The 24,332-nt window shown below is 70.6% G+C and carries 24 protein-coding genes and 1 pseudogene; 21 read left to right on the top strand and 4 right to left on the bottom strand.

The features are described 5' to 3' along the window. Positions 1-21: 21 nt before the first annotated feature. Both ACGFX9_RS22150 and ACGFX9_RS22145 read right to left on the bottom strand, forming a co-directional pair. Positions 22-513: a MarR family winged helix-turn-helix transcriptional regulator gene (locus tag ACGFX9_RS22150; RefSeq protein ID WP_393474477.1), complete on the bottom strand. Its 492-nt coding sequence runs from the start codon at positions 511-513 to the stop codon at positions 22-24. Beyond that, complete coding sequence (locus ACGFX9_RS22145; RefSeq protein WP_393474474.1) at positions 510-635, bottom strand: hypothetical protein; 126 nt, start codon at positions 633-635, stop codon at positions 510-512. The genes ACGFX9_RS22150 and ACGFX9_RS22145 overlap by 4 nt, the downstream gene beginning before the upstream one ends. Positions 636-774: 139 nt before the next feature. Between ACGFX9_RS22145 and ACGFX9_RS22140 the strand changes: the two genes are divergently transcribed. From ACGFX9_RS22140 to ACGFX9_RS22085, 12 genes are all read left to right on the top strand, one after another. Next, complete coding sequence (locus tag ACGFX9_RS22140) at positions 775-1,698, top strand: SDR family NAD(P)-dependent oxidoreductase (protein ID WP_393475386.1); 924 nt, start codon at positions 775-777, stop codon at positions 1,696-1,698. Positions 1,699-1,703: 5 nt separating this feature from the next. Continuing rightward, positions 1,704-2,573 carry an amidohydrolase family protein gene (locus ACGFX9_RS22135; RefSeq protein WP_393475383.1) on the top strand — a complete coding sequence of 290 codons (870 nt, stop codon included), beginning with the start codon at positions 1,704-1,706 and terminating at the stop codon, positions 2,571-2,573. Between the two features lie 10 nt (positions 2,574-2,583). Beyond that, on the top strand, positions 2,584-4,107 hold the full coding sequence (locus ACGFX9_RS22130) for a long-chain fatty acid--CoA ligase (RefSeq protein ID WP_393474471.1): 1,524 nt from the start codon (positions 2,584-2,586) through the stop codon (positions 4,105-4,107). Beyond that, a complete protein-coding gene (locus ACGFX9_RS22125) occupies positions 4,104-4,559 on the top strand; it encodes a MaoC family dehydratase (RefSeq protein WP_393474468.1) in 456 nt (151 codons plus the stop codon). Before ACGFX9_RS22130 ends, ACGFX9_RS22125 begins: the two co-directional genes overlap by 4 nt. Before the next feature lie 13 nt (positions 4,560-4,572). Beyond that, the gene (locus ACGFX9_RS22120) at positions 4,573-5,922 is read left to right on the top strand and encodes an MFS transporter (protein ID WP_393474465.1); all 1,350 of its coding nucleotides are present in this window, start codon (positions 4,573-4,575) and stop codon (positions 5,920-5,922) included. Continuing rightward, positions 5,919-7,355, top strand: coding sequence for an alpha/beta hydrolase family protein (locus ACGFX9_RS22115; protein ID WP_393474462.1), 1,437 nt, complete (start codon positions 5,919-5,921; stop codon positions 7,353-7,355). Before ACGFX9_RS22120 ends, ACGFX9_RS22115 begins: the two co-directional genes overlap by 4 nt. Before the next feature lie 168 nt (positions 7,356-7,523). Then, on the top strand, positions 7,524-8,327 hold the full coding sequence (locus ACGFX9_RS22110; RefSeq protein ID WP_393474459.1) for an RNA polymerase sigma factor SigF: 804 nt from the start codon (positions 7,524-7,526) through the stop codon (positions 8,325-8,327). A gap of 431 nt (positions 8,328-8,758) precedes the next feature. Then, positions 8,759-9,898, top strand: a complete 1,140-nt coding sequence (locus ACGFX9_RS22105) for a Vms1/Ankzf1 family peptidyl-tRNA hydrolase (RefSeq protein ID WP_393474456.1) — start codon at positions 8,759-8,761, stop codon at positions 9,896-9,898. 35 nt (positions 9,899-9,933) lie between these two features. After that, positions 9,934-10,344, top strand: a complete 411-nt coding sequence (locus tag ACGFX9_RS22100) for a DUF2795 domain-containing protein (protein WP_393474453.1) — start codon at positions 9,934-9,936, stop codon at positions 10,342-10,344. A gap of 150 nt (positions 10,345-10,494) precedes the next feature. Further along, complete coding sequence (locus ACGFX9_RS22095) at positions 10,495-10,968, top strand: SPW repeat protein (RefSeq protein ID WP_393474451.1); 474 nt, start codon at positions 10,495-10,497, stop codon at positions 10,966-10,968. Between the two features lie 180 nt (positions 10,969-11,148). Continuing rightward, a complete protein-coding gene (locus ACGFX9_RS22090) occupies positions 11,149-11,637 on the top strand; it encodes a DUF5709 domain-containing protein (protein ID WP_393474448.1) in 489 nt (162 codons plus the stop codon). Between the two features lie 87 nt (positions 11,638-11,724). Beyond that, entirely contained in the window at positions 11,725-14,271 is a 2,547-nt protein-coding gene (locus tag ACGFX9_RS22085; protein WP_393474446.1) for an ATP-dependent Clp protease ATP-binding subunit, read from the top strand. Between the two features lie 24 nt (positions 14,272-14,295). Here the strand turns inward: ACGFX9_RS22085 and ACGFX9_RS22080 are convergent, their stop codons facing one another. Continuing rightward, on the bottom strand, positions 14,296-15,954 hold the full coding sequence (locus ACGFX9_RS22080; RefSeq protein ID WP_393474443.1) for a catalase: 1,659 nt from the start codon (positions 15,952-15,954) through the stop codon (positions 14,296-14,298). Positions 15,955-16,220: 266 nt separating this feature from the next. On the opposite strand from ACGFX9_RS22080, the pseudogene ACGFX9_RS22075 reads away from it, so the two are divergent. The 4 genes and pseudogenes from ACGFX9_RS22075 to ACGFX9_RS22060 form a co-directional block, all read left to right on the top strand. Further along, positions 16,221-16,433, top strand: a pseudogene (locus ACGFX9_RS22075) (SDR family NAD(P)-dependent oxidoreductase); the annotation flags it as partial. 164 nt (positions 16,434-16,597) lie between these two features. Next, a complete protein-coding gene (locus ACGFX9_RS22070) occupies positions 16,598-17,284 on the top strand; it encodes a hypothetical protein (protein WP_393474440.1) in 687 nt (228 codons plus the stop codon). Beyond that, positions 17,281-17,535, top strand: a complete 255-nt coding sequence (locus ACGFX9_RS22065; protein WP_393474438.1) for a hypothetical protein — start codon at positions 17,281-17,283, stop codon at positions 17,533-17,535. Before ACGFX9_RS22070 ends, ACGFX9_RS22065 begins: the two co-directional genes overlap by 4 nt. Continuing rightward, a complete protein-coding gene (locus tag ACGFX9_RS22060) occupies positions 17,532-18,305 on the top strand; it encodes a metallophosphoesterase (protein WP_393474435.1) in 774 nt (257 codons plus the stop codon). The genes ACGFX9_RS22065 and ACGFX9_RS22060 overlap by 4 nt, the downstream gene beginning before the upstream one ends. Positions 18,306-18,349: 44 nt before the next feature. Here the strand turns inward: ACGFX9_RS22060 and ACGFX9_RS22055 are convergent, their stop codons facing one another. Next, on the bottom strand, positions 18,350-18,916 hold the full coding sequence (locus tag ACGFX9_RS22055) for a TetR/AcrR family transcriptional regulator (RefSeq protein WP_393474432.1): 567 nt from the start codon (positions 18,914-18,916) through the stop codon (positions 18,350-18,352). A 100-nt stretch (positions 18,917-19,016) separates the two neighbouring features. Between ACGFX9_RS22055 and ACGFX9_RS22050 the strand changes: the two genes are divergently transcribed. Genes ACGFX9_RS22050 through ACGFX9_RS22030 form a run of 5 tightly spaced genes read left to right on the top strand, consistent with a single transcriptional unit; the run spans position 19,017 to position 24,324 of the window. Continuing rightward, positions 19,017-20,729: a CocE/NonD family hydrolase gene (locus tag ACGFX9_RS22050; RefSeq protein WP_393474429.1), complete on the top strand. Its 1,713-nt coding sequence runs from the start codon at positions 19,017-19,019 to the stop codon at positions 20,727-20,729. Continuing rightward, positions 20,726-21,676, top strand: a complete 951-nt coding sequence (locus ACGFX9_RS22045; protein ID WP_393474427.1) for an ABC transporter permease — start codon at positions 20,726-20,728, stop codon at positions 21,674-21,676. Before ACGFX9_RS22050 ends, ACGFX9_RS22045 begins: the two co-directional genes overlap by 4 nt. Continuing rightward, entirely contained in the window at positions 21,673-22,551 is an 879-nt protein-coding gene (locus ACGFX9_RS22040) for an ABC transporter permease (RefSeq protein ID WP_393474424.1), read from the top strand. The genes ACGFX9_RS22045 and ACGFX9_RS22040 overlap by 4 nt, the downstream gene beginning before the upstream one ends. Then, the gene (locus ACGFX9_RS22035; protein WP_393474422.1) at positions 22,548-23,543 is read left to right on the top strand and encodes an ABC transporter ATP-binding protein; all 996 of its coding nucleotides are present in this window, start codon (positions 22,548-22,550) and stop codon (positions 23,541-23,543) included. Before ACGFX9_RS22040 ends, ACGFX9_RS22035 begins: the two co-directional genes overlap by 4 nt. After that, positions 23,536-24,324: an ABC transporter ATP-binding protein gene (locus ACGFX9_RS22030; RefSeq protein WP_393474419.1), complete on the top strand. Its 789-nt coding sequence runs from the start codon at positions 23,536-23,538 to the stop codon at positions 24,322-24,324. The genes ACGFX9_RS22035 and ACGFX9_RS22030 overlap by 8 nt, the downstream gene beginning before the upstream one ends. The last annotated feature ends 8 nt before the right edge of the window (positions 24,325-24,332 follow it).

The following is a 24,332-nucleotide window of genomic DNA, read 5'->3' as shown; positions in this document are numbered from 1 at the left end:
AACCTCGGCCGGTGCGGTCCCTCACTCCCCGTCCGTGTGCGCCATCCGCGACAGCAGCACATGCAGCGTCTCCCGCTCCTCCACGCCCAGCGGGGCAAGGAGTTCGTCTCTGACGCCCCGGGCCACCTCGTCGGAGTCGCGCAGGAAGTCGTGGCCCGCGGGGGCCAGGGCGACGATGCGTCGGCGGCGGTCGTCGGGGGCTGGGCGGCGGTCGACGAAGCCGAGGCGTTCCAGGTCGTCGACCAGGCCGACGATCGCGCTGGGGTCGTAACCGAGCTCCCGGCTCAGCTCACGCTGGGCCGCGCCCTCCACGGTGGCCAGATAGCGCAGCAACGCGTAGTGCCGCAGGCGCAGGCCGGATCTTTCGAGCGCCGCGTTGAAGAGCTGCCCCGAGCGCAGGCCCAGGCGGTAGAGCAGGTATCCCGCGTCGGCGTGCAGGCCCCGCATCCAGGGCGCGCCCTCGTCGACCGACCCCTTCTCCACGGGCTCGGCGGTGTTCTTCCGGCTGGTCATGAAGGGCGCTCTCCCTGATCGGTCTTTCGCAGTCGTACGTGGTCGTACGTGGCGGTCTCGCAGTCGTACATCGCGGTCTCGCGGCGTACGTGATGGTCGTCGTCGCCGACAGTGTCCAGCATGCCGCATGATCGGTGTCGGCAACAACCATTGACGTCAACAACGGTTTGTCTTAACTTCCTTTCCGCGGGCCGAAGCCGGCCGCCCATCCATCTCGCCCAACCATCTCTCTCCGCTGTCTGTTGAAGGGGTTTCCCAGTGCTGGACTCATACGCCGTGGACCTGAGCGGCAAGGTCGCCGTCGTCACGGGATCGGGGCGCGGCCTCGGCCTCGCCTACGCCCACGCCCTCGCTCGCGCCGGTGCCTCCGTGGTCGTCAACGACGTCGACGAGGAGGCCGCCGAGCGCGCCGTCAAGACCATCACGGAGGCAGGCGGCCGTGCTGTCGCCGAAGTGGCCGCGGTCGGCGGCAGCGAGGCCGCCGACCGCCTCGTCGCCCGCGCCGTCCAGGAGTTCGGGCGCCTCGACGCGATGGTGACCAACGCCGGGATCTTGCGCGACCGGGTGCTGTGGAAGATGACCGACGAGGACTTCGACGCGGTCGTCACCACCCATCTGCGGGGCACCTTCACCTGCGCCCGCGCCGCCGCCGTACGGATGCGGGAGCAGGGCGAGGGCGGCAGCCTGATCCTGGTCGGCTCCCCCGCCGGGCAGCGCGGCAACTTCGGGCAGACCAACTACGCCGCCGCCAAGGCCGGGATCGCCGCCATGGTCCGCACGTGGTCGATGGAGCTGGCCAGGGCCGGCATCACCGTCAACGCGATCGTGCCGGTGGCCGCCACCGCGATGACCGAGACCATCCCCGCCTTCGCCCCGTACATCGAGGCCATGAAGGAGGGGCAGCCCCTTCCGGACTTCCTCCGCAAGGGCGAGGGGTTCGGCACGGCCGACGACTGTGCCGCGCTCGTCCCCTTCCTCGCCTCCGGCGCCGCCCGCGACGTGACCGGGCAGTGCGTCGGCATCGGCGGCGACCGGCTCGCCCTGTGGTCGCATCCGCACGAGGCCTCCGTGGCGTACGCGGATGGCGGCTGGACCCCGCAGACCATCGCCGCCGCCTGGCACACCTCGGTGGGCAGCGCCCCGGAGACGGTCGGCATCCCCGCGCCCAAGATCCCGGGAGCGTGAGGGAGTTGGACCTCTCCGAGCTCACCGCCATCGACGTCCATACGCATGCCGAGGTCTCGTCGAAGGGGCACGCCTCGCTCGACGCGGACCTCGACGCCGCCTCCAGCGCGTACTTCAAGGTCGAGGGCAACAGGAAGCCCACCCTCGAGGAGATGGCCGCCTATTACCGCGAGCGCAAGATGGCCGCCGTCGTCTTCACCGTGGACGCCGAGTCCGCCACGGGCACCGCGCCCGTCCCGAACGAGGAGGTCGCCGAGGCCGCCGCGGCCCACCCCGACGTGCTGATCCCCTTCGCGTCCATCGACCCCTTCCGGGGGAAGGCGGGCGTGCGCCACGCCCGTCGGCTCGTGGAGGAGTACGGGGTGAAGGGGTTCAAGTTCCACCCCAGCATCCAGGGCTTCTTCCCCAACGACCGTGCCCTCGCCTACGCGTTGTACGAGGTCATCGAGGAGACCGGCTGCGTCGCCCTCTTCCACACCGGACAGACCGGCATCGGCGCGGGCGTGCCCGGAGGCGGCGGGATCCGGCTGAAGTACTCCAATCCGATGTACGTCGATGATGTCGCCGCCGATTTCCCGCATCTGAAGATCATCCTGGCGCACCCGTCCTTCCCCTGGCAGGACGAGGCCCTCGCCGTCGCCACGCACAAGCCGGGCGTGCACATCGATCTGTCGGGGTGGTCGCCGAAGTACTTCCCGCCCCAACTCGTGCACTACGCCAACACCTTGCTCAAGGACAAGGTGCTCTTCGGTTCCGACTTCCCCGTCCTCACGCCCGACCGCTGGCTCGCCGACTTCGCGAAGCTGGCGATCAAGGACGAGGTCCGCCCCAAGATCCTCAAGGAGAACGCCGCCCGCCTGCTCGGGCTCAAGTAGAGGGGGCGCCATGCGCAACGAAGGACTCGGCTCCTGGCCCGCGCGCCGGGCCCGCAAGACCCCGCACCGCACCGCCCTCACCCACGAGGGCCGCACCATCAGTTACGCCGCTCTGCACTCCCGCGTCCTGCGACTCGCACACGCCCTGCGTGCCCATGGCATCCGGCGCGGGGACCGGGTCGCCTACCTCGGCCCCAACCATCCGGCCTTCCTGGAGAGCTTCTTCGCGGCAGGCGCACTCGGCGCCGTCTTCGTGCCGCTCAACACCCGCCTGACCGCACCCGAGATCGCCTACCAACTGGCCGACGCGGGCGCCCGCACACTGATCCACTCCCCCGCGCACACCGCGGTCGCGGCGGAGCTGCGGCCGGCAGGGCAGGTGGACCTCTTCGTCGAAGTGGGCGCCGCCTACGAGGAGTTGATGGACGGCACGGTCGAGTCTCCCCTGGACGAGGCGGTCGGCGGGGACGACGTATGCCTCCTGATGTACACCTCCGGCACCACGGGCCGCCCCAAGGGCGCCATGCTCACCCACGCCAACCTCACCTGGAACGCCGTCAACGTCCTCGTCGACGCCGACCTCACCGCCGACACCGTCGCCCTGGTCTCCGCCCCACTCTTCCACGCAGCGGCGCTCGGCATGCTCACCCTGCCCGTACTCCTCAAGGGCGGTCACTGCGTACTCGTCGAGTCCTTCGACCCGGCCGAAACCCTCGGCCTCGTCGAACGGCACGGTGTCAGTGCGATGTTCGGCGTACCCACGATGTACGAGCACCTCACCCGCGAGCCGCGGTGGCGGGCCGCCGACCTGTCCTCCCTTCGGATCCTGATGTGCGGCGGGGCGCCCGTGCCCACGCCGCTGATCGAGGCGTACGCGGAGCGAGGCCTCGCCTTCCAGCAGGGGTACGGGATGACGGAGGCCTCCCCCGGCGTGCTCTACCTCGACGCCGAGCACGCGGCGAGCAAGGCGGGCTCGGCCGGTGTGCCGCACTTCTTCACCGACGTACGCGTCGTACGTCCCGATCTCAGCCCTGCGGGCACCGGGGAGACCGGTGAGGTGCTTGTGCGCGGGCCCCATGTCACGGCGGGCTACTGGCAGTTGCCCGACGAGAGCGCCGCCGCCTTCACCGACGGGTGGTTCCGCACCGGCGACGCGGCCCGGGTGGACTCCGACGGCTTCGTCACCATCGCCGACCGCCTCAAGGACATGATCATCTCCGGTGGCGAGAACATCTACCCCGCCGAGGTCGAGAGCGCCGTCCTCGCCCACCCCGACGTGGTGGAGTGCGCCGTCATCGGTGTGCCGGACCCGCGCTGGGGTGAAGTGCCGCGGGCCGTCGTCGTGCCGCGCGAGGGCGCGGCCCCCACCGCGGACGACGTGCTCGGCTTCCTCGCGGGACGGCTCGCCAAGTACAAGATCCCCAAGTCGGTCGTGTGTGTACCCGAACTGCCGCGCACCGCCTCCGGGAAGCTCCACAAACCCAGCCTGCGCCGCGACCACGGCGACCCCACCCCTGAAGGAGAACCTAAATGACCGTCACCGCCAAGGGACTTGACGAACTGCTCGCGCTCGCGGGAAGCGATCTCGGTGTCACCGACTGGCTTGAGGTCGGCCAGGACCGCATCGACACCTTCGCCGACGCGACCGACGACCACCAGTGGATCCACACCGACCCCGTGAAGGCCGCGCAGGGCCCCTTCGGGGCGCCCATCGCGCACGGCTATCTGACCCTGTCCCTCTTCATCCCGCTCTTCACCGATCTCCTCGACGTCCAGGGCGTCACCACGAAGGTCAACTACGGCCTGGACAAGGTGCGTTTCCCCTCCCCCGTGAAGGCGGGCTCCCGGATACGCCTGCGCGCCACGCTCGCCTCGGTCGACGAGGTGCGGGGCGGAGTGCAGATCGCGGTCGACGGCACCGTCGAGATCGAGGGCGGCGACAAGCCCGCCTGTGTCCTGCGGAGCCTGTCCCGCTTCTACGCCTGAGGAGCCCGACATCATGACGCACCCACCCGCCGGAAAGACGAGCTCCAAGGCCGAACCCGGGGAGAGATCCGGGCAACTGCGCCGCGTCGCCCTGTCCGGACTGCTCGGCACGGCGATCGAGTTCTACGACTTCCTCGTGTACGGCACCGTCGCCGCGCTCGTCTTCGGCGACCTCTTCTTCCCCGATGCCGACCCGGCGGTGGGCACGGTGGCCGCCTTCGGCACGTTCGCCGCGGGCTATCTCGCCCGTCCCCTCGGCGGCATCATCTTCGGCCACTTCGGCGACCGGCTCGGCCGCAAGTCGATGATGCTCCTGACGATGGTCCTGATGGGCGCCGGCAGTTTCCTCATCGGTCTGCTGCCCACGTACGACGCGATCGGCGTCTGGGCACCCGTACTGCTCGTCCTGCTCCGCGTCGTGCAGGGCATCGCGATCGGCGGGGAGTGGGGCGGCGCCACGCTCATGGTCGCCGAGCACGCGGGCGACCGGCCGCGCGGCCTGTGGACCAGCTTCACCCAGCTCGGCGCCCCGCTGGGCATGGTGCTCTCCACCGGTGTCGTCACGCTGGTGACCACCCTGCCCGACGACGACTTCCGGGCCTGGGGCTGGCGGGTGCCGTTCCTGCTCTCCGTCCTGCTGCTCGGCGCGGGCCTCTACATACGCCTCAAGGTCACCGAAAGCCCGCTCTTCACCTCGCTCTCGCAGCGGCGGGAGCGGGCCCGGATGCCGCTGCTCGAAGTCCTGCGCGCGCCGCGTCCGGTGCTTCTCGCCTCGGCGGTCGGTATCGGCCCGTTCACCGCGCAGGCGCTGATGACGAGCTTCATGATCTCGTACGCCGTCGACGAGGGGTACACGCGCCCGCAGGTGCTCACCGGGGTGACCGTCGCCTCCTGTGTGGCCCTTGTGGTGCTGCCGTGCGCGAACCTCCTCTCCGACCGCTTCGGCCGCCGCCCGCTGGTCATGGCCGGGGCCCTGCTCTCGGCGGCCACCGCCTTCCCGGTCTTCGCGCTCGTGGACAGCCACCGGCCCGGTCTGCTGATCCTCGCCTGCGTGATCGGGCACGGGATCGCCCAGTCCGTGATGTACGGGCCGCTCGGCGCGCTGTTCAGCGAGATGTTCTCGACCCGGGTGCGCTACACGGGCGCCTCGCTCGGCTACCAGACCGCGACGTTGCTCGGCGCCGGATTCTCGCCGCTGATCGCCAGCGGGCTGCTCGCCACCTACGACTCCAGCGACTCCGTCGCCCTCCTTCTCACGGCCGGGGGCCTGATCACGGCGCTCGCCGTCTGGCGGGTCAAGGAGACCAACACCCAGAACCTCGCCGTACCAGCCCCGCCGTCCGTACGAGGAGAGTCCACATGACAGGCACCACCCGGCCCCGCACCGCCCGGCAGCCCGCGGTCGGTCTCGCGGCCCTGCTGCTCCTCGTGGCGGCGGCCCCGGCCTCCGCCACGCCATCCACCTCCGGCCACGTGGAGGGCACCCTCCCGTCCGGCGCCGCCTACATGATCGACACCCCGGACGACTGGAACGGCACCGTCCTGCTCTTCAGCCACGGCTACCGCCCGGAAGGCTCGCCCAACCCGGCCGTCAACGCCCCCGACGAGACCGCCAAGAAGCTGCTCCTGAAGGAGGGTTACGCGCTCGTCGGCTCTTCGTACGCGACGACCGGCTGGTCCGTGGAGCAGGCGGTGCCCGACCAGCTGGCCGCGCTCGACGCCTTCACCGGGGAGGTCGGCGAGGCCCGAAGGACGCTCGCCTGGGGGCAGTCGCTCGGCGGTCTGATCACGACGACGATCGCCGAGCGCCACCCGGGACGCATCGACGGCTCCCTCTCTATGTGCGGCCTCGTGCACGGCGGCGTCGCCAACTGGAACTCCACGCTGGACGCCACGTTCGCCCTCCGCACCCTGCTCACGCCCAACTCCGGTGGTGGGAAAGTCCAGTTGACGGGCTTCAAGGATGCCGCCGCCGCGACCGCATCGGCCAAGCGGCTCGGCGAGACCCTGGGCACGGCGCAGAACACCGCGGACGGCCGGGCCCGCATCGCGCTCGCCGCGGCGCTGCACAACATCCCGGGCTGGAACGACCCGGGCACGCCACGTCCCGCCCCGGACGACTACCCCGCCCAGCAGGCCAACCAGTACACGGCGGTACGTGGCCTGGTGGCGCAGCCCGGCTTCGCCTGGCGGGAGGAGGCCGAGCGCCGCGCGGGCGGCAACATGTCCTGGAACACGGGCGTCGACTACTCGGCGATGCTGGCCCGCTCCGCCCACTACAAGGAGGTCAAGGCCCTCTACAAATCAGCGGGCCTGTCCCTCCGGGAGGACCTGCGTGGCCTCGCCCGCGCGCCCCGCGTCAGCGCCGAGCCGCGGGCCGTGCGCTACATGGCCGCCCACGCCGCACCCTCCGGCCGCCTGAGCAAGCCGCAGTTCGACATCCACACCACCGGTGACGCGCTCGTCCCCGTCCAGGTGGAGAACGCCTACCAGCGTGCGGTGGCCGGAGCGGGCCGCACCCCGCTGCTGCGCCAGGCGTACACGGAGAACGCGGGGCACTGTACCTTCAGCCCCGCCGAACAGCTCGCCGCCCTGCACACGATCGAGCACCGGGTGACGACGGGCCACTGGGGCGACACTTCACCGCTCGCCCTCAACTCCCGCGCCCACCAGGCCGATCCGACCACTGCGGCCCGCTTCGCGGCGTACAGGCCGGGGCCGTACCCGCGCCAGTCGTACACCGGCAGCGGATGGAAATTGAAAGCCCCAGCGCACCCAGGCTCCTCACACGGATGACACGGAGGGAAGTTTGCTCGCTGCTCGCAAGGGCAAGCGAACTCCCAGTGCTTCGGACAGAAGGCACGCCCGTGGAGGCCGCATGCGGCTGTCACCCGGTGATGCCCGGGCGCGGCGCGCTCTCCCACGGTGACCTATGGCACCTCTGTTCAGGGAGTTGGCGACCTCATGCCCACCACCGCCGTCGCAACGCGCACCCCTCGCCACGACCACCACGACGCGCCGGACACAGCGGCAGACTTCCGCAAGCTGTGCAGCCTGCCCCACGGCCCCGAACGCGATGAACTGCGCCAGAAGCTCGTCTCCGCCTGGCTGCCCATGGCCGAGCGGCTCGCCGGCCGCTTCCGCAATCGCGGTGAGTCCTACGAGGACCTGACCCAGGTCGCGGCCCTCGGCCTGGTCAAGGCAGTCAACCGGTATGACCCGAAGCGCGGCAACGCCTTCGAGAGCTACGCCATCCCCACGATCAACGGCGAGATCAAGCGCCACTTCCGCGACCACTTGTGGGCCCTGCACGTGCCGCGCAGCGTCCAGGACCTGCGCAACCGGGTACGCGCCGCCCAGCAGGAGCTGGCCGGGACGGGCGCGGGCCCGGCCCCGACCGTCGAGGAGATCGCCGACCAGGCGGGCCTGACCGTGGACGAGGCACGCAGGGGCCTCACGGCGCTCAACAGCTTCAAGACGCTGTCCCTGGACGCCGGCCACCCCGGCGGCGAGGACGGCTACTCGCTCATCGACACGCTGGGTTCCCGGGAGCCCGCGCTGGACATCGCCATCGACCGCGAGGCCGTCAAGCCCTGTCTGCGGGCTCTGCCCGAACGCGAGCGCACCATCCTCTACATGCGGTTCTTCAACGACATGACACAGAGCCGCATCGCCGAACAGCTCGGCATCTCCCAGATGCACGTCTCACGGCTCATCAGCCGATGCTGCGAACAGCTGCGCAATGAGGTTCTCCAAGACGCCGCGTAGCCGCACGGGGGGTATAGGTGCCCGCCGCTGCCCGCCCTTGCCCCGTCGTGAAGCGACACCGGAGTTCGGCGCGTATTCTGATGAGGTAAGAACGCACGGTTCCCGCGGCTGACCGCGGGCCACACCCCGCCGCCCCCTACGGTCCCTTCCGTATCGATGGGCAGTTTGCGCCCCTTTGCACAGGGGACCCGCAGAGGCAGGAGGTGATCGCCATGCCTGAACCACTGCGACCACTGCGACCACTGCGACCACTGCAGGACAACCCCACGTGGCAGAGCCGTGGCCCGCGTACGGAACGTGGCCGCGGCCCCAAGGGCGAGCGCTCTGAGACCGAGCGGACCGACTGAACCGACGGACCCGACTGACCCGAACGACCGACGAACCCAACCGTGGGCCGGTCGCGCTACGCGGCCCACGAGGAGCCAGTCACCATGCGTCTTTCATTTCTGCAACCACTCCTGGACCGGCCCGGCCCCTGGGCGACGGTGTATTTCGATCCCGGTCAGGCGGACGAGGCGGGCGCGAAGCGCCGTGAACTCTCCGTACGGGAGATATGCCGGACCCTCGAACAGGAAGGTGCGGACGCGGCCACCGTCGCGGCGGTCCGCGACGACCTGACGGGGCTCTCGCCCGCCGAGGACCCGGCGGGACGCGTCGTCTTCGCCTCCGGTGGTGAGGTCGTACTGAGCCACCGTCTGTCCCGGCGACCCCAGGGCGAGTTGGCCTGCTGGGCGCCTCTTCCGCGGCTGACGCCCCTCCTGGAGCTGTCCGGCCAGGACCCGGTGGGTCTCGTCGCCTACATCGACCGCACCGGCGCCGACTTCGAGCTGAGGACCGCGGCAGGACCGCAGGAGTCCGGGCACGTCAAGGGAGTGCAGTGGCCGGTGCACCGCACCACCACATCCGACTGGTCCGAGCGGCACTTCCAGCTCAAGGTCGAGAACACCTGGGAGCACAACGCCGCACAGATCGCCGACGCGCTGGCCGCGGCCCACGCGGAGTCGGGCGCCGACCTGGTGGTGCTGGTGGGCGACCCGCGTGAGCGGCCCGCCGTGCGCGACAGGCTGCCGGAGGCGGTCCGCGCCGTGACGGTCGAGACGGAGCACGGTGGCCGCGCCGCCGGTTCGGGCTCGGCGGCGCTGGAAGAGGCCATCGAGAACGCCTGCCAGGACCATCTGCACCGGCGCGTCGACGAGGCACTCGACCGCTTCCGGGCGGGCCGCGTGGGCACCGAAAGGACCACCGACGCCGTGGAGGGCGTGCCCGCCGTGGTCGACGCCGCCCGCGAGCACCGCATCGACACGCTCCTGGTGCGACCCGACGGACCCGACCTGCACCGGGAGATGTGGGCGGGAGCCGATCCGGACCAGGTGGCGGTGCGGCGGAGCGACGCCGACTTCCTGGGCGACGGCGACCCCGTCTCCGTACGCGCCGACGACGCGCTGCTGCGGTCGGCGGCGGCCACGTCCGCGGACGTCCTGATCATCCCGTTCGAGGAGGTGACCGACGACATCCCGGCAGGAGGTCTCGGCGCCCTGCTGCGCTGGACGTACGAGCCGAGTGCGGCCTGAGAGCCAGGAGCCCGCGAAGAGGGAGGTGCATTGTCATGGACCGAGGCAGCAACCAGGTCAGTCCGCGCGCGGACGACGAGCTGAAACACGAACTGGAGGGCTACATGCGCTCCGGTCAGCACACCCACGTCGAGGAGGCGAACGACCCCGAGCCACCGGCGGACGACGACATCGTCGTGGCCCCGGGCGGCCCGGTACCGCCACCGGGTGAGGCCCGCGACCGGGCGCGCTCGACCGCCGAGGCCGATGCCCTGCGCCTGGAGCTGAGCCGTCATGTGGAGCGCACCACGTTCCCGGCCGGCCGGCAGACACTGCTGGCGTCGCTGGAAGCTCACCACGCGCCGGACCACGCCCTGGAAGCTGTCCGGCGACTGCCCGAGGGAGAGACGTACAACGACGTCACGGAAGCCGTGCGCGCACTCGGGGCCGCACCGTCCGGGGGCTGAGGCGCCCCCGGCCTGTCCGCACCAAGAACAACCGCTCAGTTGGAGGTGGAGGCGATGACAACGTCCCCCAAGTCCCCGTCCGGCACACCGTCCGGAGCCCCGTCCTCGATGTCCGGAGCCCATACCCCCATGGCCGGGGGTCCGTCCTCCATGGACACGCACCCCGACATCGTCGACATGCGTGCCCGTCACGAGAGCGCCGAGCGCGCGGCGAGCACACCCAAAGTGCAGGCCATCGACGCGCTGGCCTTCCTCACCGGCCTCTACTTGGCCGCCTCGCCCTGGATCGCGGGCTTCAACAGCTTCACGCGGCTGTCCATCGTCAACCTGATCGTCGGCATCGCCTACGCCCTGCTGATGAGCGGCGGCTTCGGCCGGGCCTACGAGCGCACTCATGGCATGGCGTGGGCCGCGTGTGCGCTGGGCATCTGGACGATCGTCGCGCCATGGGTCATCGCGGGTGACGCCACCACCACAAGGACCGTGGTCAGCAACGTCGTCACCGGTGCCGTGGCCACCCTTCTCGCTCTGGCCGCGGGCGCGGCAGCCCGGTCGGGAGATGCGTCCGGCGCGGCTCGCGGGAAGAGCGGCAGGAGGGGGATGCAAGGCGTCGGCTCCGGCTGACCGACCGTTCGCGCCTCATGCGACCGCGCCTCGTGGCACACCGAACCACGGGGCGCGGTCGCCCCGGCAGACCTCGTTGTGGTGCGTTTGGTGGAGTCCGCCGCGGGCACTTCGGGCACCGACGCGCGACGATCTAAGGGCGAAGCGCGATCTCACGAGACCCCCTAGCGCGAGGTAGTCATGAGCGACCAGAACATGGCGGACGACGCCTACCAGCCCACCGGCGGCAACGAGGAGCAGGAGGACGCGTCCCCGCTGGACCTCCAGGACGCGGTGGACGAGCGTAGCTACGACGACATGCTCGACGAGGGCTACTCGCCGCCGGAGAAGCCGCTCGGCGTCACCAAGACGGGTACGACGGCACAGGAGCAGCACGACGGCGAGAGTCTCGACGAGCGCCTTGAGCAGGAGGTCCCGGACGTCGAGCCGCCCGCCGGCGACGGCGTCGGCGATCTGCCCGGCGGCGAGGGCGAGCCACTCGACCCGGAGTCCGGGGAGCGCCGCGCGGGGCGTCTCGTGGCGCCGGACGAGGGCGCGCACCCGGACACCACCAAGGAGGTCATCGCCACGGACGAGGGAATCGACGGCGGCGCGGCGGGGGCCGAGGAGGCGGCGGTGCACATCGTCCCCGACGAGGAGCTTCCGCCGGCCCCCGGGGGACGTGACTGACCGGGCGGGCGGCAGGGCACCCGGAACGGGCACACACGATCACGCACCAGGGTGTCCCGCTGGGCCGGGGCGCCGGAACGGACGGCTATGAGCAGCGGTTTCATCGGGCCGGAAGGATTCGGGCAGGACCCGTTCGGGGAGCTCTTCGCGCGCTTCCTCGGCAGCGGCCGACGGCAGATCGACATCGGCAGGATGATGAGCGGCCCGGCACGGCAGCTGGTGGCCGCCGCGGCGTCGTACGCGGCGGAACACGGCAAGAGCAACCTCGACACGGAGCACCTGCTGCGGGCGGCCCTGACCATCGAGCTGACCCGCGGTCTGGTCGCGCGCTCGGGGGCCGACCCGGAGCAGCTCGCCGAGGAGATCGACCGTCACTCCACGGAGACCGAGGGCGCCGTGCCCACGCAGGCCGTCGCGCTCACCCCGGCCGTCAAGCGGGCGCTGCTCGACGCGCACGAGGTGGCGCGGGCCGTCGGCGCCGGATACATCGGCCCGGAGCACATCGTGATGGCGCTGGCCGCCAACCCGGACTCCGCGGCCGGGCACATCCTCAGGGCCGCCCGCTTCGACCCCGGCCCGTCCCCCCAGCCGCAGCAAGGTCAGCCGGGGCCTGCCGAGCAGCGGCAGCAGCACGGAGGTGGCGGCGGCGGGACCACACCCACCCTCGACCAGTTCGGGCGGGACCTGACGGCGCGGGCCGCGGAGGGCCGCGTGGATCCGGTCATCGGCCGTGAGGAAGAGATCGAGCAGACCATCGAGGTGCTCTCCCGGCGGGGCAAGAACAACCCGGTCCTCATCGGTGACGCGGGCGTCGGCAAGACCGCCGTGGTGGAGGGGCTCGCCCAGCGGATCGCCGACGGCGACGTACCCGACACCCTCGCGGGCCGCCGTGTCATCGCCCTCGACCTGTCGGGGGTGGTGGCGGGCACCCGCTACCGCGGTGACTTCGAGGAGCGCCTGAACAACATCATCGAGGAGGTGCGCGCCCACTCCGACGAGCTGATCGTCTTCATCGACGAGCTGCACACCGTGGTCGGGGCGGGCGGCGGTTCCGAGGGCGGCGGGTCGATGGACGCGGGCAACATGCTCAAACCGGCGCTTGCCAGGGGCGAGTTGCACGTCATCGGGGCGACCACCCTGGAGGAGTACCGGCGTTACATCGAGAAGGACGCGGCGCTCGCCCGCCGCTTCCAGCCGATCCTGGTCGCGGAGCCGACGGCGGCGGACGCGGTGGAGATCCTGCGCGGTCTGCGCGACCGCTACGAGGCGCACCACCAGGTGCGCTACGCCGACGAGGCGCTGCTCGCCGCCGTGGAGCTTTCCGACCGCTATCTCACCGAGCGGTTCCTGCCGGACAAGGCCATCGACCTCATGGACCAGGCGGGGGCCCGGGTGCGGCTGCGGGCCAGCACGAAGGGCACGGACGTGCGCGCGCTGGAACGCGAGATGGAGCAGCTCACCCGCGACAAGGACCAGGCGGTGGCGGCGGAGCAGTACGAGCGCGCCACCGAACTGCGCGACCGCATCAACGACTTGGGCCGCAAGATCGAGGCCGGGCGGGACCGCGAGCCGGGCGACGGGCAGATCGTCGAGGTGACTTCCGACGACATCGCCGAGGTGGTGTCCCGGCAGACCGGCATCCCGGTCAGCACCCTCACGCAGGAGGAGCGGGACCGTCTCCTTGGCCTTGAGGAGCATCTGCACGAGCGGGTAGTCGGGCAGGAAGAGGCCGTCAGCGCCGTGGCCGAGGCGGTCCTGCGCTCACGCTCGGGCCTGTCGAGCCCTGACCGGCCGATCGGCAGTTTCCTCTTCCTCGGCCCCACCGGCGTGGGCAAGACGGAGCTGGCGAGGGCCCTTGCCGAGGCGCTGTTCGGCAGCGAGGAGCGGATGGTCCGCCTGGACATGAGCGAGTTCCAGGAGCGGCACACCGTGAGCAGGCTGGTCGGGGCGCCGCCCGGCTACGTGGGCCATGAGGAGGCGGGCCAGCTCACCGAGGCCGTACGGCGTCACCCGTATTCGCTGCTGCTGCTCGACGAGGTGGAGAAGGCCCACCCGGACGTCTTCAACACCCTGCTTCAGGTCCTCGACGACGGACGCCTTACCGACGCCCAGGGCCGGACGGTGAACTTCACCAACACCGTCATCGTGATGACCAGCAATCTCGGCTCCGAGGCGCTCACCGGGCGCGGCGCGAGCCTCGGTTTCCGGGCGGACGGCTCGGAGGCGGACGAGGAGGGGCGGCGCGAGCAGGTGCTGCGGCCGCTGCGCGAGCACTTCAGGCCCGAGTTCCTCAACCGCATCGACGAGGTCGTCATCTTCCGGCGGCTGACGGGCGAGCAGTTGCGGCAGGTCACCGATCTGCTCCTTGAGGAGACCCGGCGCAGGCTGCGCGCGCAGGACGTCTCCATCGAGTTCACCTCCGAGGCGGTGGACTGGCTCGCCCGCCGGGGGCATCAGCCGGAGTACGGCGCGCGACCGCTGCGCCGCACGATTCAGCGCGAGGTCGACAACCGCCTCTCCAAGCTGCTCCTCGACGGGAAGCTCACCGCGGGCGGTCGTGTCCTGGTGGACGTCCAGGACGACGCGCTGACCATCGGAATCACGGCGGACGCCCATGGTCACCGGGGGCCGTGACCATGGGCGAGACCTCGGCGGGGCTCAGCGGGTCACGACGTGCCGCTCGTCCGGGACGCAGTGCGTCATGGTCAGCCCGCTCACGTCCCGGGGCGGGTTGTCGCCCAGGGAGGCGAGCCGCTTACGGTCGTCCTCTGTCAGGTCCTGGCTTGCCAGCGGCTGGAGCCCCGCGACGTCCTTCGGGCCGATGCCGAGGCCGTCGCCGACCTTGAGGCCCAGCTCGTTCTCGACGAGCAGGAAGTGCCAGACCATCCGCTCCTGGACTGCCCGGTCGCACTGCGCGAGCAGCTCGATGAAGTTCGCCACGAGATCGTCGCGCTCCCACTGCTCCATCAGGAGGTAGCGCTGTCCGGCCTGGAGGTAGTCGTTGGTGCGCGGAATGCGCTTGCGGGTCAGCCGGCCGTGGATCTCCGGGCCCACCTCGTCGTGGGTCGGGTACTGGGCCTCCCGCAGGCCGCCGGTGATGGACGGCTCGTAGTTGACGATGGGGTTCTCGCCGCCGCCGTCGACGTGATACGCCATCAGGCCGTCGCGCTGGTTCGTGCGCACCTCGGCGTTCTTGGCCTGGTTGACGGGGAGTTGCAGGTAGTTGGGGCCGACGCGGTAGCGCTGGGTGTCGCTGTAGGAGAAGGTGCGGCCGACCAGCATCTTGTCGTCGGAGAAGTCGAGGCCGTCCACCAGGACGCCCGTGCCGAACGAGATCTGGTCGTTCTCCGCGAAGTAGTTCTCCGGCATCCGGTCGAGCACCATCCGGCCGACCGGCTTGGGCGGGAAGTCCTGTTCGGGCCAGGTCTTCGTGTCGTCGAGCGGGTCGAAGTCCAGCTCGGGGTGGTCGTGGTCGTCCATGACCTGGACGAGCAGTTCCCACTCCGGGTGCTCGCCCCGCGCGATCGCCTCGTACAGGTCCTTGGTGGCGTGTCCGAGACCGTCCGCCTGTACGTTGGCGGCGTCCTCCTCGGTCATGCTGCGGACGCCCTGCTTGGGCATCCAGTGGTACTTCACCAGGAGGGACTCGCCCTGTTCGTTGAGCCACTTGTACGTGTTGACGCCGAAGCCCTGCATGTGGCGGTAGTCGGCCGGGATGCCGCGCGGGCTGAACAGGTTGACCAGCATGTGCATGGACTCGGGCGTCTGCGACATGAAGTCGAAGATGCGCCGCGGCTGCTGCTCGAACGTCACGGGGTCCGGCTTGAGGGCGTGGATGACGTCGGGGAACTTGATCGCGTCCCGGATGAAGAAGACGCCCAGGTTGTTGCCGACGAGGTCCCAGTTGCCGTCCTCGGTGTAGAACTTGACCGCGAAGCCGCGGGGGTCGCGGGCCGCCTCCGAGGAGTCACGGCCGCCGATGACGGTCGAGAAGCGCACGGCGACGTCGGTGCGCTTGCCGCGCTCCTGGAAGAGCTTGGCGCGGGTGAAGCGGGCGATGGGCTCGTCGCCGAAGGCTCCGTACGCCTCGAAGTACCCGTAGGCGGTCACGCCGCGGGCGTGGACGACGCGCTCGGGGATGCGTTCGCGGTCGAAGTGGCTGATCTTCTCGAGGAACTGGTAGTTCTCCAGCGTCGCCGGGCCTCGTGAGCCGACGGTGCGCTGGTTCTGGTTGTCGTAGACCGGGTGGCCCTGCCGGTTGGTGAGCTCCTCCCGACCGTCGTCCGCCGCGGGGCCCTTGCTCGATACATCCGTCACGTTCGTCGTCTCCTTCGACCCGATGCGTTCGTTCTGCTCCGATTCATCACGCTATGCGAGGTGACTCTGATCCAAGTTCCCACGCCGTCCGAACCCTCACCTCTCCACCGCGACCGGCTCAGGGCCATGCACGGTTCGGGACCCTGCGCGCGATTCGAAGCGCCGCGCGGTGATTGCGTCGCGCTCTCCGGGAGACCCGGGAGCGTACATGCCCGAATCTGGACACAGGGCGGCACGTGTCACAGCCCGGCGCACGAGGAGGTTTCATGACCGACCGCACCGCTTCCACGGCCAGGGCCGCCGTCGTCACCGGCGCTGATTCCGGCATCGGCCGGGCGGCGGCGGTCCGTCTCGCCGAGGCCGGGATGGATGTCGGGATCACCTGGCACAGCGATGAGGAGGGCGCCGAGAGGACGGCCGCGGAGGTGCGGGGGCACGGCAGGCGCGCGGCCGTCGCCCAGATGGACCTGTCCCGGCTGAGACTCCGGGAGACGTCGTACCCGTCGGGCGGACCGGGCCGTGTCGAAGCCGGCGGACCGGGTATCGGTGGTGTCTGGAGCAGGGATCGTCAAGGACGGGATCGTCAAAGACGGCCGACCGCATGAGCCGGCGCGGCGGTCGGCGTCCGGAAACGGAGGAGCAGGTGACGCGGAACGCGGAAGGCGCCACCCACGACCGGCGCGAGCCGGTCGCCGAGCTGCGTCCGGCGGGAGGGGCCATCGGGGTGACCACACAGCACGACGCCCCCGTCGAGGAACTTCCGCCCGACCTCAACCAGGCCATCCTGGAGGCCGCCAAACAGGTGGGCGCCGTACTCAAGAAGAATGGCCACGACTTCGCCCTCGCCGGCAGCGTCGCCGTATACGCGCACGGCGGGGCCGGGAACCTCCAGCACGACGCCGACTTCTGCATCAAGCCGGACGACGCCGAAGCGGTCGCGGCCAGCCTGAACGAGGCCGGTCTCACGGTGTACAGACCGCCGGAGGACTGGCTGCTCAAGGCCAAGTGCCTGGGCCAGGACATCGACCTCATCTTCGAGCTGGCCCACCAGCCGGTCACGGCGGAGCTGCTGGGACGCGCCGTGGAGCTGCCGGTGGACTCGGTACGGATGCCGGTCCTCGCGCCGACGGATCTGCTGCGGGCCCTGCTCGCCGCCTTCTCCGAGCATCACTGCGACTTCGGGGCCGTCCTGCCGATCGCGCGGCAACTGCGCGAGAAGGTCGGCTGGGAGGCGATCCGCCGCGAATGCGGGGACGAGCCGATGCCGGCCGCCTTCCTCTATCTGCTGGAGCGTCTGCACGTCATCGCACCGGAAGTAGGAGACCGATGAACGACCACGCGCATGTCGATTACCGCATCGCCCATCTGAAGGAACGGCTCGCCGCGGAAGCGCTGGGCGAACTAGGCATCCGTATCGAGGCCCGCGGTCCGTCCGTGATGGCCGCCGGGACCGTGCCCACGGCGCACTGCCGCGAGGAACTGCTGCGCACCGTGAACGAGGAACTGGACGGCCTGACGGTCCACTTCGACATCGTGGTGGCCGAATCGACGGCCCCTGACCACCCGGAGGAACTCGCATGATCCGCGTCGCAGCCGTGGGGGACATCCATATGGGTCTCGACAGCCAGGGTGCGCTCCGGCCCGCCTTCGAGACCCTCCCCGACTGTGCGGACCTGCTGCTCCTGGCGGGGGACCTCACCCGCCACGGCACGCCGGACGAGGCACGGGTGGTCGCGCGTGAGGTGAGAGACCTGCCCGTCCCCGTCGTCGCGGTGCTCGGCAACCACGACCATCACGACGAGCGGCCCGAAGAGGTCACCGCCATTCTGCGCGAGGCGGGCGTACGGGTGCTGGAGGGGCAGGGCACGGTCGTCGAGGTCGACGGCAAGCGCGTGGGCGTCGCGGGCACCAAGGGCTTCGGCGGCGGGTTCATCGGCCGCAGCGGCAGCGAGTTCGGCGAGCCGCTGATGAAGGAGTTCATCCGGTACACCCGCCGCTGTGCCGACGGGCTGCGGACCTCGCTGCGCGAACTGGCCGAGCAGGACTGCGACGCCCGGGTGGCGCTCATGCACTTCGCGCCGGTGCCGGACACCCTGGCGGGCGAGCCCCTGGAGATCTTCCCGTTCCTCGGCAGCTATCTCCTGGCCGAGGCTGTCGACGAGGCAGGCGCGGACCTGGCGGTCCACGGCCACGCGCACGCGGGCACCGAACACGGCATGACCAGCGGTGGCGTACCGGTCCGCAACGTAGCCCAGCCGGTCATCCGCAAGGCGTTCAACGTGTACCACCTGCCGGGCCACCCCCACGCGAGCCCCGCGACGGCGGCGGCCTCAGTCGAGCGGTCCGGCTGAACGATCCGGCCGAACGGTCCGGCTGAGCAGTCAGCTCCAGTCGGTCAGTCGCCCACGAGCCCGTCGACGACGGCTCGGGCGATGCGTCCGGCTCGCTCCGGGGTCCAGTACGCGGGGTCCTCTATGGTCGAGACGAAGTAGCCGCGGGTCAGCAAGGAGAGCATGTCGGCGGCCAGTTCGGCGTCGGGTACTCCGGCGGCGATGGACGCTTCGAGGAACTCCTGTCGCGACTCGCGCGGTTGGCGGCGGTCGACGCCGGCGGGGTCGGTGTGGGCCGTCGAGAGCATCTCGACCCACAGCGTGCGCAGCAGCAGGTCCTCGGGTTCCGTGCTCAAGTGCCACTCCACCGTGGCCCGCAGCCGTTCCTTGCCGCCGAGTTCGCCGACGTGGTCGTCCAGGTCCGCGCGCCAACGGGACTCCGCAGCGCGGACGGCGTTGGTGATCAGAGCGATCCGCGTGGGCACGTAGTTGGTGACCATCGCCGTGGAGCCGCCCAGCTCTTTGGCCACCGCGCGAATGGTGATCGCGCGTGCCCCGTCACGGGCTGCGACAGCAAGGGTGGCCTGGGCGATTTCCTTGCGGCGCTGGACTTCGTCGACGTCGATCGGCATGAAAACAACCTAGCTCAGAGGGGGGTTGACGCTGCACGCGCTCAGATGCAACGCTGTTATATCACGTTGTTTTTTAAACATTCCCCTTTCTGGAGGGCCCGTGACCCTTGCCATCCGGCGCGTCACCCCCGAGCCCGTCCCCCGCCACGCCTGGCAGCACAGGGTGCGCATGCGTGACGGCGCACTGCTGGCCACCGACGTGTACGGGGCCGGCCCCGAATCCGGCCCGTCGCCGACGGTTCTGGTGCGCCTGCCGTACGACAAGAACAGCCGGTACGTCTTCTTCGACCGGATCGCCGAGCGGTTCACGGCACGCGGCTACGTCATGGTGGTCCAGGACGTCCGCGGCAAGTTCCGCTCCCAGGGCGAGACGCTCGGCTGGACCGGCGAGGTGGACGACGGGTACGACACCATCGAGTGGGTCACGCGTCAGCCCTGGTCCGACGGGATCGTCGGCATGTTCGGCGACTCGTACTACGGCTTCACCCAGTGGTCCGCGGTCTCCGCCCAGCACCCCGCCCTCCGCGCGATCGTCCCCCGGGTCACCAGCACCAACGTCCGTCCAGGCGTGGCAAGTTACGACGCCGGGGCGAGGCCGCAGCCGCTGTGGCTGGAGGGCGCCGACTACCAGGCGCACATCTGGGTCGACAACGACAGCTACGACTTCAAGGCCGACCTCAGCAAGCGTCCGCTCATCGCCGCGTACGAAGAGGCCTTCACGTCCATCGGGAAGCGTTCGGCAGGCTTCGATCTGGTCGTCGGCGGCATCCCGCTGCCTCCCTACAACGGGCCACACCCCTACGACGCACGGCCGGTGCCCGTCCTGCACTGCGTGGGCTGGTTCGACAACCTCAACAGCGCCCACATGCGCGACTACACGGAACTGGACCGCCGCCCCGGCTGGTCGGCCGTCCAGTACATGGTCGCCGACGCGATCGACCACGAGAACTACTTCCTGGAGAAGGCCCCGGTCTCCCCCACCACCGATCATCTGCTCGACGACACCGCTCTCGACGGCGTACTCGACTCCTACACGGGACCGGCCCTGGAGTTCTTCGACGTCTTCCTGAAAGGCACCGGCAGGGCCGATTCGATTCCCCGGGTGCGCTGGAAGCTCGGACACGTCGGCTGGCGGACGTCCACCGTCTGGCCACCGGCGGATGCGAGGGAGAGCGAGCTGTATCTCGCGGAGCCGGAATCGGCGGTAGGGCCCATCTCCGGCGGGGTTCTGACGGGGCATCAAGCAGGAGATGACTCTTCCGTGGAGTGGCGGTACGACCCCGACAACCTCGTGCCCTCCGCCTCGGCCGACACTTTCATGCTGCTGCGCGACCATCCGGACGAGCGGCCCACCGCCGACCGCGACGACGTCCTCGTCTTCACGAGTACCGCCTCCGACGCACCGCTCGACCTCGCAGGGCCCGTACACGCGGTTGTGTACGTCGAGAGCACAGCCCCCACCTTCGATGTCTTCGTCCGGCTGCTCGACCTAGCCCCCGACGGCACGGCACGGCTGATCGTGCGCGGCTGTGTCCAGGCGGACGCACCAGGGGACGTGGGCGTCGACCTCGGTCACACCGGCTATCGGGTACGCACGGGCCACCGCCTCGCGCTGACCGTCGCCGGCAGCGACTTCCCGAACCACCTGCCCAACTCCGGTTCGCTGGAGGACCCGTGGCTGACGACCGCCCCCAAGGCGAGCCTGCAGAGACTCAGGACCGGGCCCGCACACCCCTCCCGCCTGCGTCTGACGACCCTGCCGCCCGAAAGCGATGGACACGACGGTAGCGGCGGAAGCGGGGGCCCGCGATGAGTCCCCGGTTCGTCGCCGCGCGGCTGGCCACGCTCGTCGCGACCGTCATCGTCTCCAGCCTGGCCATCTACGGGGCGATGTTCCTCACCCCCGGAGACCCCGCCACGCTGCTGGTCGGGGGCAGCCGCGACCCCGACCCGCACGTGCTGGCCGAAGTGCACCGCGAGTACCACTTGGACGATCCGTTCATCCAGGGCTACTGGCACTGGCTGAGCGGCGCTCTGCACGGCGACTTCGGCAAGTCCCTCGTCTACCGCGACACCGTCGCCCATCTGATCGGGACACGCGCCGGCGACACCCTCGCCCTCGTCGGTTTCGCGGCCGTTCTCGTCCTCACGGCGGGGACGGTCATCGGCACCTTCGCCGCGCTGCGCGGAGGCCGCACGGAGACGCTGGCGACCACACTGACGGCGGGCGCCATGGCGGTGCCCACGTTCGTCATGTCGGTTCTGCTCATCTGGCTCTTCGCCGTCCAGCTGCCCTGGTTCCCCGTCTACGGCTCCGGAGAGGGCTTCACAGGCACCCTCGCGCACCTGACCCTGCCGGCCGTCGCGCTCGCCATGACCTGGATCGGCTACGTAGCGCAGGTGACCAGAACCGCCGTCCGCGCGGAGCTGCGCGCCGAGCACGTGGAGACCTCCCGAAGCCGCGGTGTGCCCGAACGGACCGTGGTCCGACGCCATGTGCTGCACAACGCCTCCGGCCCCGTCCTCGCCGTGTCCGGCGTCGGCATCGCGGGACTCATCGCCACGGCCGCCGTCGCCGAGCAGGCGTTCGGCACCGGCGGCCTCGGGGCGCTCATGATCGAGGCGGCGTCCAAGCAGGACATGGCCGTGGTCCAGGCCGTGTCACTGATCTTCGTCGTCGTGTTCGTCGTCATCAACACCGCGGTCGACCTGGTCAGCGCCGCCTTCGATCCCCGACTCTCCGGCAAGGGGACCCCATGACCACCGCTCCGTACACCCATTCCGGGCGCCTCCCGCATGCCCCGCGTACCAAGAAGCGCACCGGACGCCCGTACGACCTTGTGACGCTCGGCGCCGGATGTGTCGTCGCGCTGTTCGTGCTGCTTGCCGTGTTCGGGCCGCTGCTCGCCCCGCACGACCCCAACGCCGTCGACCCGCTGAGCGTCAACACCGGTCCTTCCGCGGCGCATCTCCTGGGGACGGACGACACCGGGCGCGACATCCTGTCCCGGCTCATCAGCGCCGCCCGCGCCAGCCTGGCCGCGCCCGCCGTGGTCATCGTCGTCTCCACGACCCTCGGGACGGCCCTCGCACTGTCCGCGGCCTGGTTCGGCGGGTGGCTCGACCGGTTGATCTCCGGAGCGCTGGACGTCGTGTTCGGCTTCCCGGGCCTGATCATGGCCGTCCTCGCCGCCGCCGTGTTCGGCACGGGCCTCACCGCGCCGATCGTGGCGCTTTCGATCGCGTACTTGCCGCTCATCACCCGCATCGTCCGGTCCTCGGCCGTCAAGGAGCGCAACCTCCCCTACGTATCGGCCCTTCAGCTCCTGGGCGCTCCCACCGCCCGCATCTGGCTCCGGCACCTGCTGCCGAACCTCCTGCCCCTGGTCCTCGTCCAGGCCACCATCGGCTTCGGTTACGCCCTGCTCGACGTGGCCGCGATCTCCTTCCTCGGGCTCGGCAGCCAGCCGCCCGACCCGGAATGGGGGCTGATGGTGGCCAACGGAGCCCCGTCGATCCTCGCCGGGAACCCGCAACAGGCGCTGTACGCGGGCCTGGTCATCCTGACGGTCGTGGTGGCGTTCAACCTGCTGGGTGCGGGGCTTTCCCGACGACTGCTCGGAGAGAACGCATGAGCTCATCACCTCTGCTCCAGATCGACGCACTGCGGCTCGACCTGCCGGTCGACGGCGCCATGCGCACCGTCGTCCACCGGGCGGACCTGAGCATCCCCGAAGGGGCGGCCGTAGCGCTGGTGGGCGAGTCGGGATCGGGCAAATCACTGACGGCCCGGTCCGTTCTGCGCCTGCTGCCCCCAGGTGCGGGGGTGCACGGAGACCTCCTGTTCGCGGGGGAATCCGTTCCGGGGATGTCACCGGAGCGCCTGCGCCAGTTCCGTGGCGCCGATGTCGCCATGGTGTTCCAGGACCCGCGGGCCCACGTCAACCCCGCCCGCAGCGTGGGCGACTTCCTGGTGGAAGGCCTGACGACCGCCCGCGGGGTTCGCGGCTCCGAGGCCGTCGCCAGGGTCACGAAGATCCTTCGGGAGGTGGGGATCGGCGATGCCGAACGGCGGATGCGGCAGCGTCCCCACGAGCTCTCGGGGGGCCTCCTGCAACGAGTCATGATCGCCGCCGCGCTGGCCGCCGAACCACGGCTGCTCCTTGCCGACGAGCCGACCACCGCGCTCGACGTGACCACGCAGGAGGAAGTGATGGCCATCATCGGCGAGGCGCGCGAGGCGCGCGGCCTCGCCATGCTGTTCATCACGCACGACCTGGAACTGGCCGCCGCCGTGTGCGACAGGGTCGTGGTGATGTACGCGGGTACGACCGTGGAGGAGCTCCCGGCCGACCGGCTGCGGGAAAGCGCCGCCCACCCCTACACCCGTGCGCTGCTCGCGTCCCGGCCTCCGGTGGGCGACCGCGAGGCGGAGCTGCGCTCCATCGCAGGAAGGCCCCTGTCCGGTTTCGAGGCACCGGCCGGCTGCGCCTTCGGCGACCGATGCTCCCGGGTGCGGGACCTTTGCCGCGACGAAAGGCCATCGCAACGCCCGGTGGGTGTCGGCACCGCGGCCTGCCACTTCCCGTACACACGCTCTCCCGAGGAGGTCGGCGGACATGCTTGAGGTACGCGAACTGCGCAAGCTCTTCGGTGATTTCGTCGCCGTGGACGGCGTCACCCTCTCGCTCCCGAAAGGCGGCTCCCTCGCCGTCGTCGGCGAGTCCGGGTCGGGCAAGACGACAACTGCCCGCATGATCGCGGGACTTGAGGTGCCGAGCGCGGGCCGAATCGTCGTAGCGGGCCACGAACGGCGGCGCGCACGGCCGCGGTCCCGGGAGCGGCGCGCCCGCAGCCGGCAGATCCAGATGGTGTTCCAGGACCCGTACGCCTCCCTCGACCGCCGGCAGCGTGTGGGGGACGCCGTGGCCGAGGCGGTCCGGCTCAACCGGTCCCGGCCCGCGGACACACTCCGGGCCCGCGTGGCGGAACTGCTCGACGTGGTCGGCCTTGACGACCGTCAGGCCCGCTCCCTGCCGAGGGCGCTTTCGGGCGGTCAGCGCCAGCGCGTCGCCATCGCCCGCGCGCTGGCCGCCGAGCCCCAGGTGCTGATCCTCGACGAGGCGATAGCGGCGCTCGACGTGTCGATCCAGGCGCAGATCCTCGGGCTGCTCGCGCACATCCGTGCGACGACCGGGACGGCGCTGCTGTTCATCACGCACGACCTCGGGGCCGTCCGGCACATCAGTGAGGACGTCCTTGTGATGCGGGCCGGACGGGTCGTCGAGCACGGCTCGGTCGCCTCCGTACTCGACGACCCTCAGGAGGCGTACACGCGGCGCCTCATCGAGTCCATCCCGCAGCCGGGCTGGAAGCCACGGAGGAGGACGTGCGAGCCGGTGGTCTGAGGAGGCAC

Source organism: Streptomyces sp. NPDC048436, from assembly GCF_043200355.1.
GTDB lineage: Bacteria > Actinomycetota > Actinomycetes > Streptomycetales > Streptomycetaceae > Streptomyces.
This window is presented reverse-complemented; position numbering and strand designations above follow the sequence as displayed.

Bases quoted from the DNA above. Each gene is read 5' to 3' on its own strand.
- ACGFX9_RS22060 (WP_393474435.1), top strand. From the start codon at position 17,532: ATGATCCGCGTCGCAGCCGTGGGGGACATCCATATGGGTCTCGACAGC.
- ACGFX9_RS22030 (WP_393474419.1), top strand. From the start codon at position 23,536: ATGCTTGAGGTACGCGAACTGCGCAAGCTCTTCGGTGATTTCGTCGCC.
- ACGFX9_RS22045 (WP_393474427.1), top strand. From the start codon at position 20,726: ATGAGTCCCCGGTTCGTCGCCGCGCGGCTGGCCACGCTCGTCGCGACC.
- ACGFX9_RS22090 (WP_393474448.1), top strand. From the start codon at position 11,149: ATGAGCGACCAGAACATGGCGGACGACGCCTACCAGCCCACCGGCGGC.
- ACGFX9_RS22085 (WP_393474446.1), top strand. From the start codon at position 11,725: ATGAGCAGCGGTTTCATCGGGCCGGAAGGATTCGGGCAGGACCCGTTC.
- ACGFX9_RS22065 (WP_393474438.1), top strand. From the start codon at position 17,281: ATGAACGACCACGCGCATGTCGATTACCGCATCGCCCATCTGAAGGAA.
- ACGFX9_RS22105 (WP_393474456.1), top strand. From the start codon at position 8,759: ATGCGTCTTTCATTTCTGCAACCACTCCTGGACCGGCCCGGCCCCTGG.
- ACGFX9_RS22115 (WP_393474462.1), top strand. From the start codon at position 5,919: ATGACAGGCACCACCCGGCCCCGCACCGCCCGGCAGCCCGCGGTCGGT.
- ACGFX9_RS22095 (WP_393474451.1), top strand. From the start codon at position 10,495: ATGGACACGCACCCCGACATCGTCGACATGCGTGCCCGTCACGAGAGC.
- ACGFX9_RS22040 (WP_393474424.1), top strand. From the start codon at position 21,673: ATGACCACCGCTCCGTACACCCATTCCGGGCGCCTCCCGCATGCCCCG.
- ACGFX9_RS22120 (WP_393474465.1), top strand. From the start codon at position 4,573: ATGACGCACCCACCCGCCGGAAAGACGAGCTCCAAGGCCGAACCCGGG.
- ACGFX9_RS22130 (WP_393474471.1), top strand. From the start codon at position 2,584: ATGCGCAACGAAGGACTCGGCTCCTGGCCCGCGCGCCGGGCCCGCAAG.
- ACGFX9_RS22110 (WP_393474459.1), top strand. From the start codon at position 7,524: ATGCCCACCACCGCCGTCGCAACGCGCACCCCTCGCCACGACCACCAC.
- ACGFX9_RS22150 (WP_393474477.1), bottom strand. From the start codon at position 513: ATGACCAGCCGGAAGAACACCGCCGAGCCCGTGGAGAAGGGGTCGGTC.
- ACGFX9_RS22145 (WP_393474474.1), bottom strand. From the start codon at position 635: ATGCTGGACACTGTCGGCGACGACGACCATCACGTACGCCGCGAGACC.
- ACGFX9_RS22100 (WP_393474453.1), top strand. From the start codon at position 9,934: ATGGACCGAGGCAGCAACCAGGTCAGTCCGCGCGCGGACGACGAGCTG.
- ACGFX9_RS22055 (WP_393474432.1), bottom strand. From the start codon at position 18,916: ATGCCGATCGACGTCGACGAAGTCCAGCGCCGCAAGGAAATCGCCCAG.
- ACGFX9_RS22125 (WP_393474468.1), top strand. From the start codon at position 4,104: ATGACCGTCACCGCCAAGGGACTTGACGAACTGCTCGCGCTCGCGGGA.
- ACGFX9_RS22035 (WP_393474422.1), top strand. From the start codon at position 22,548: ATGAGCTCATCACCTCTGCTCCAGATCGACGCACTGCGGCTCGACCTG.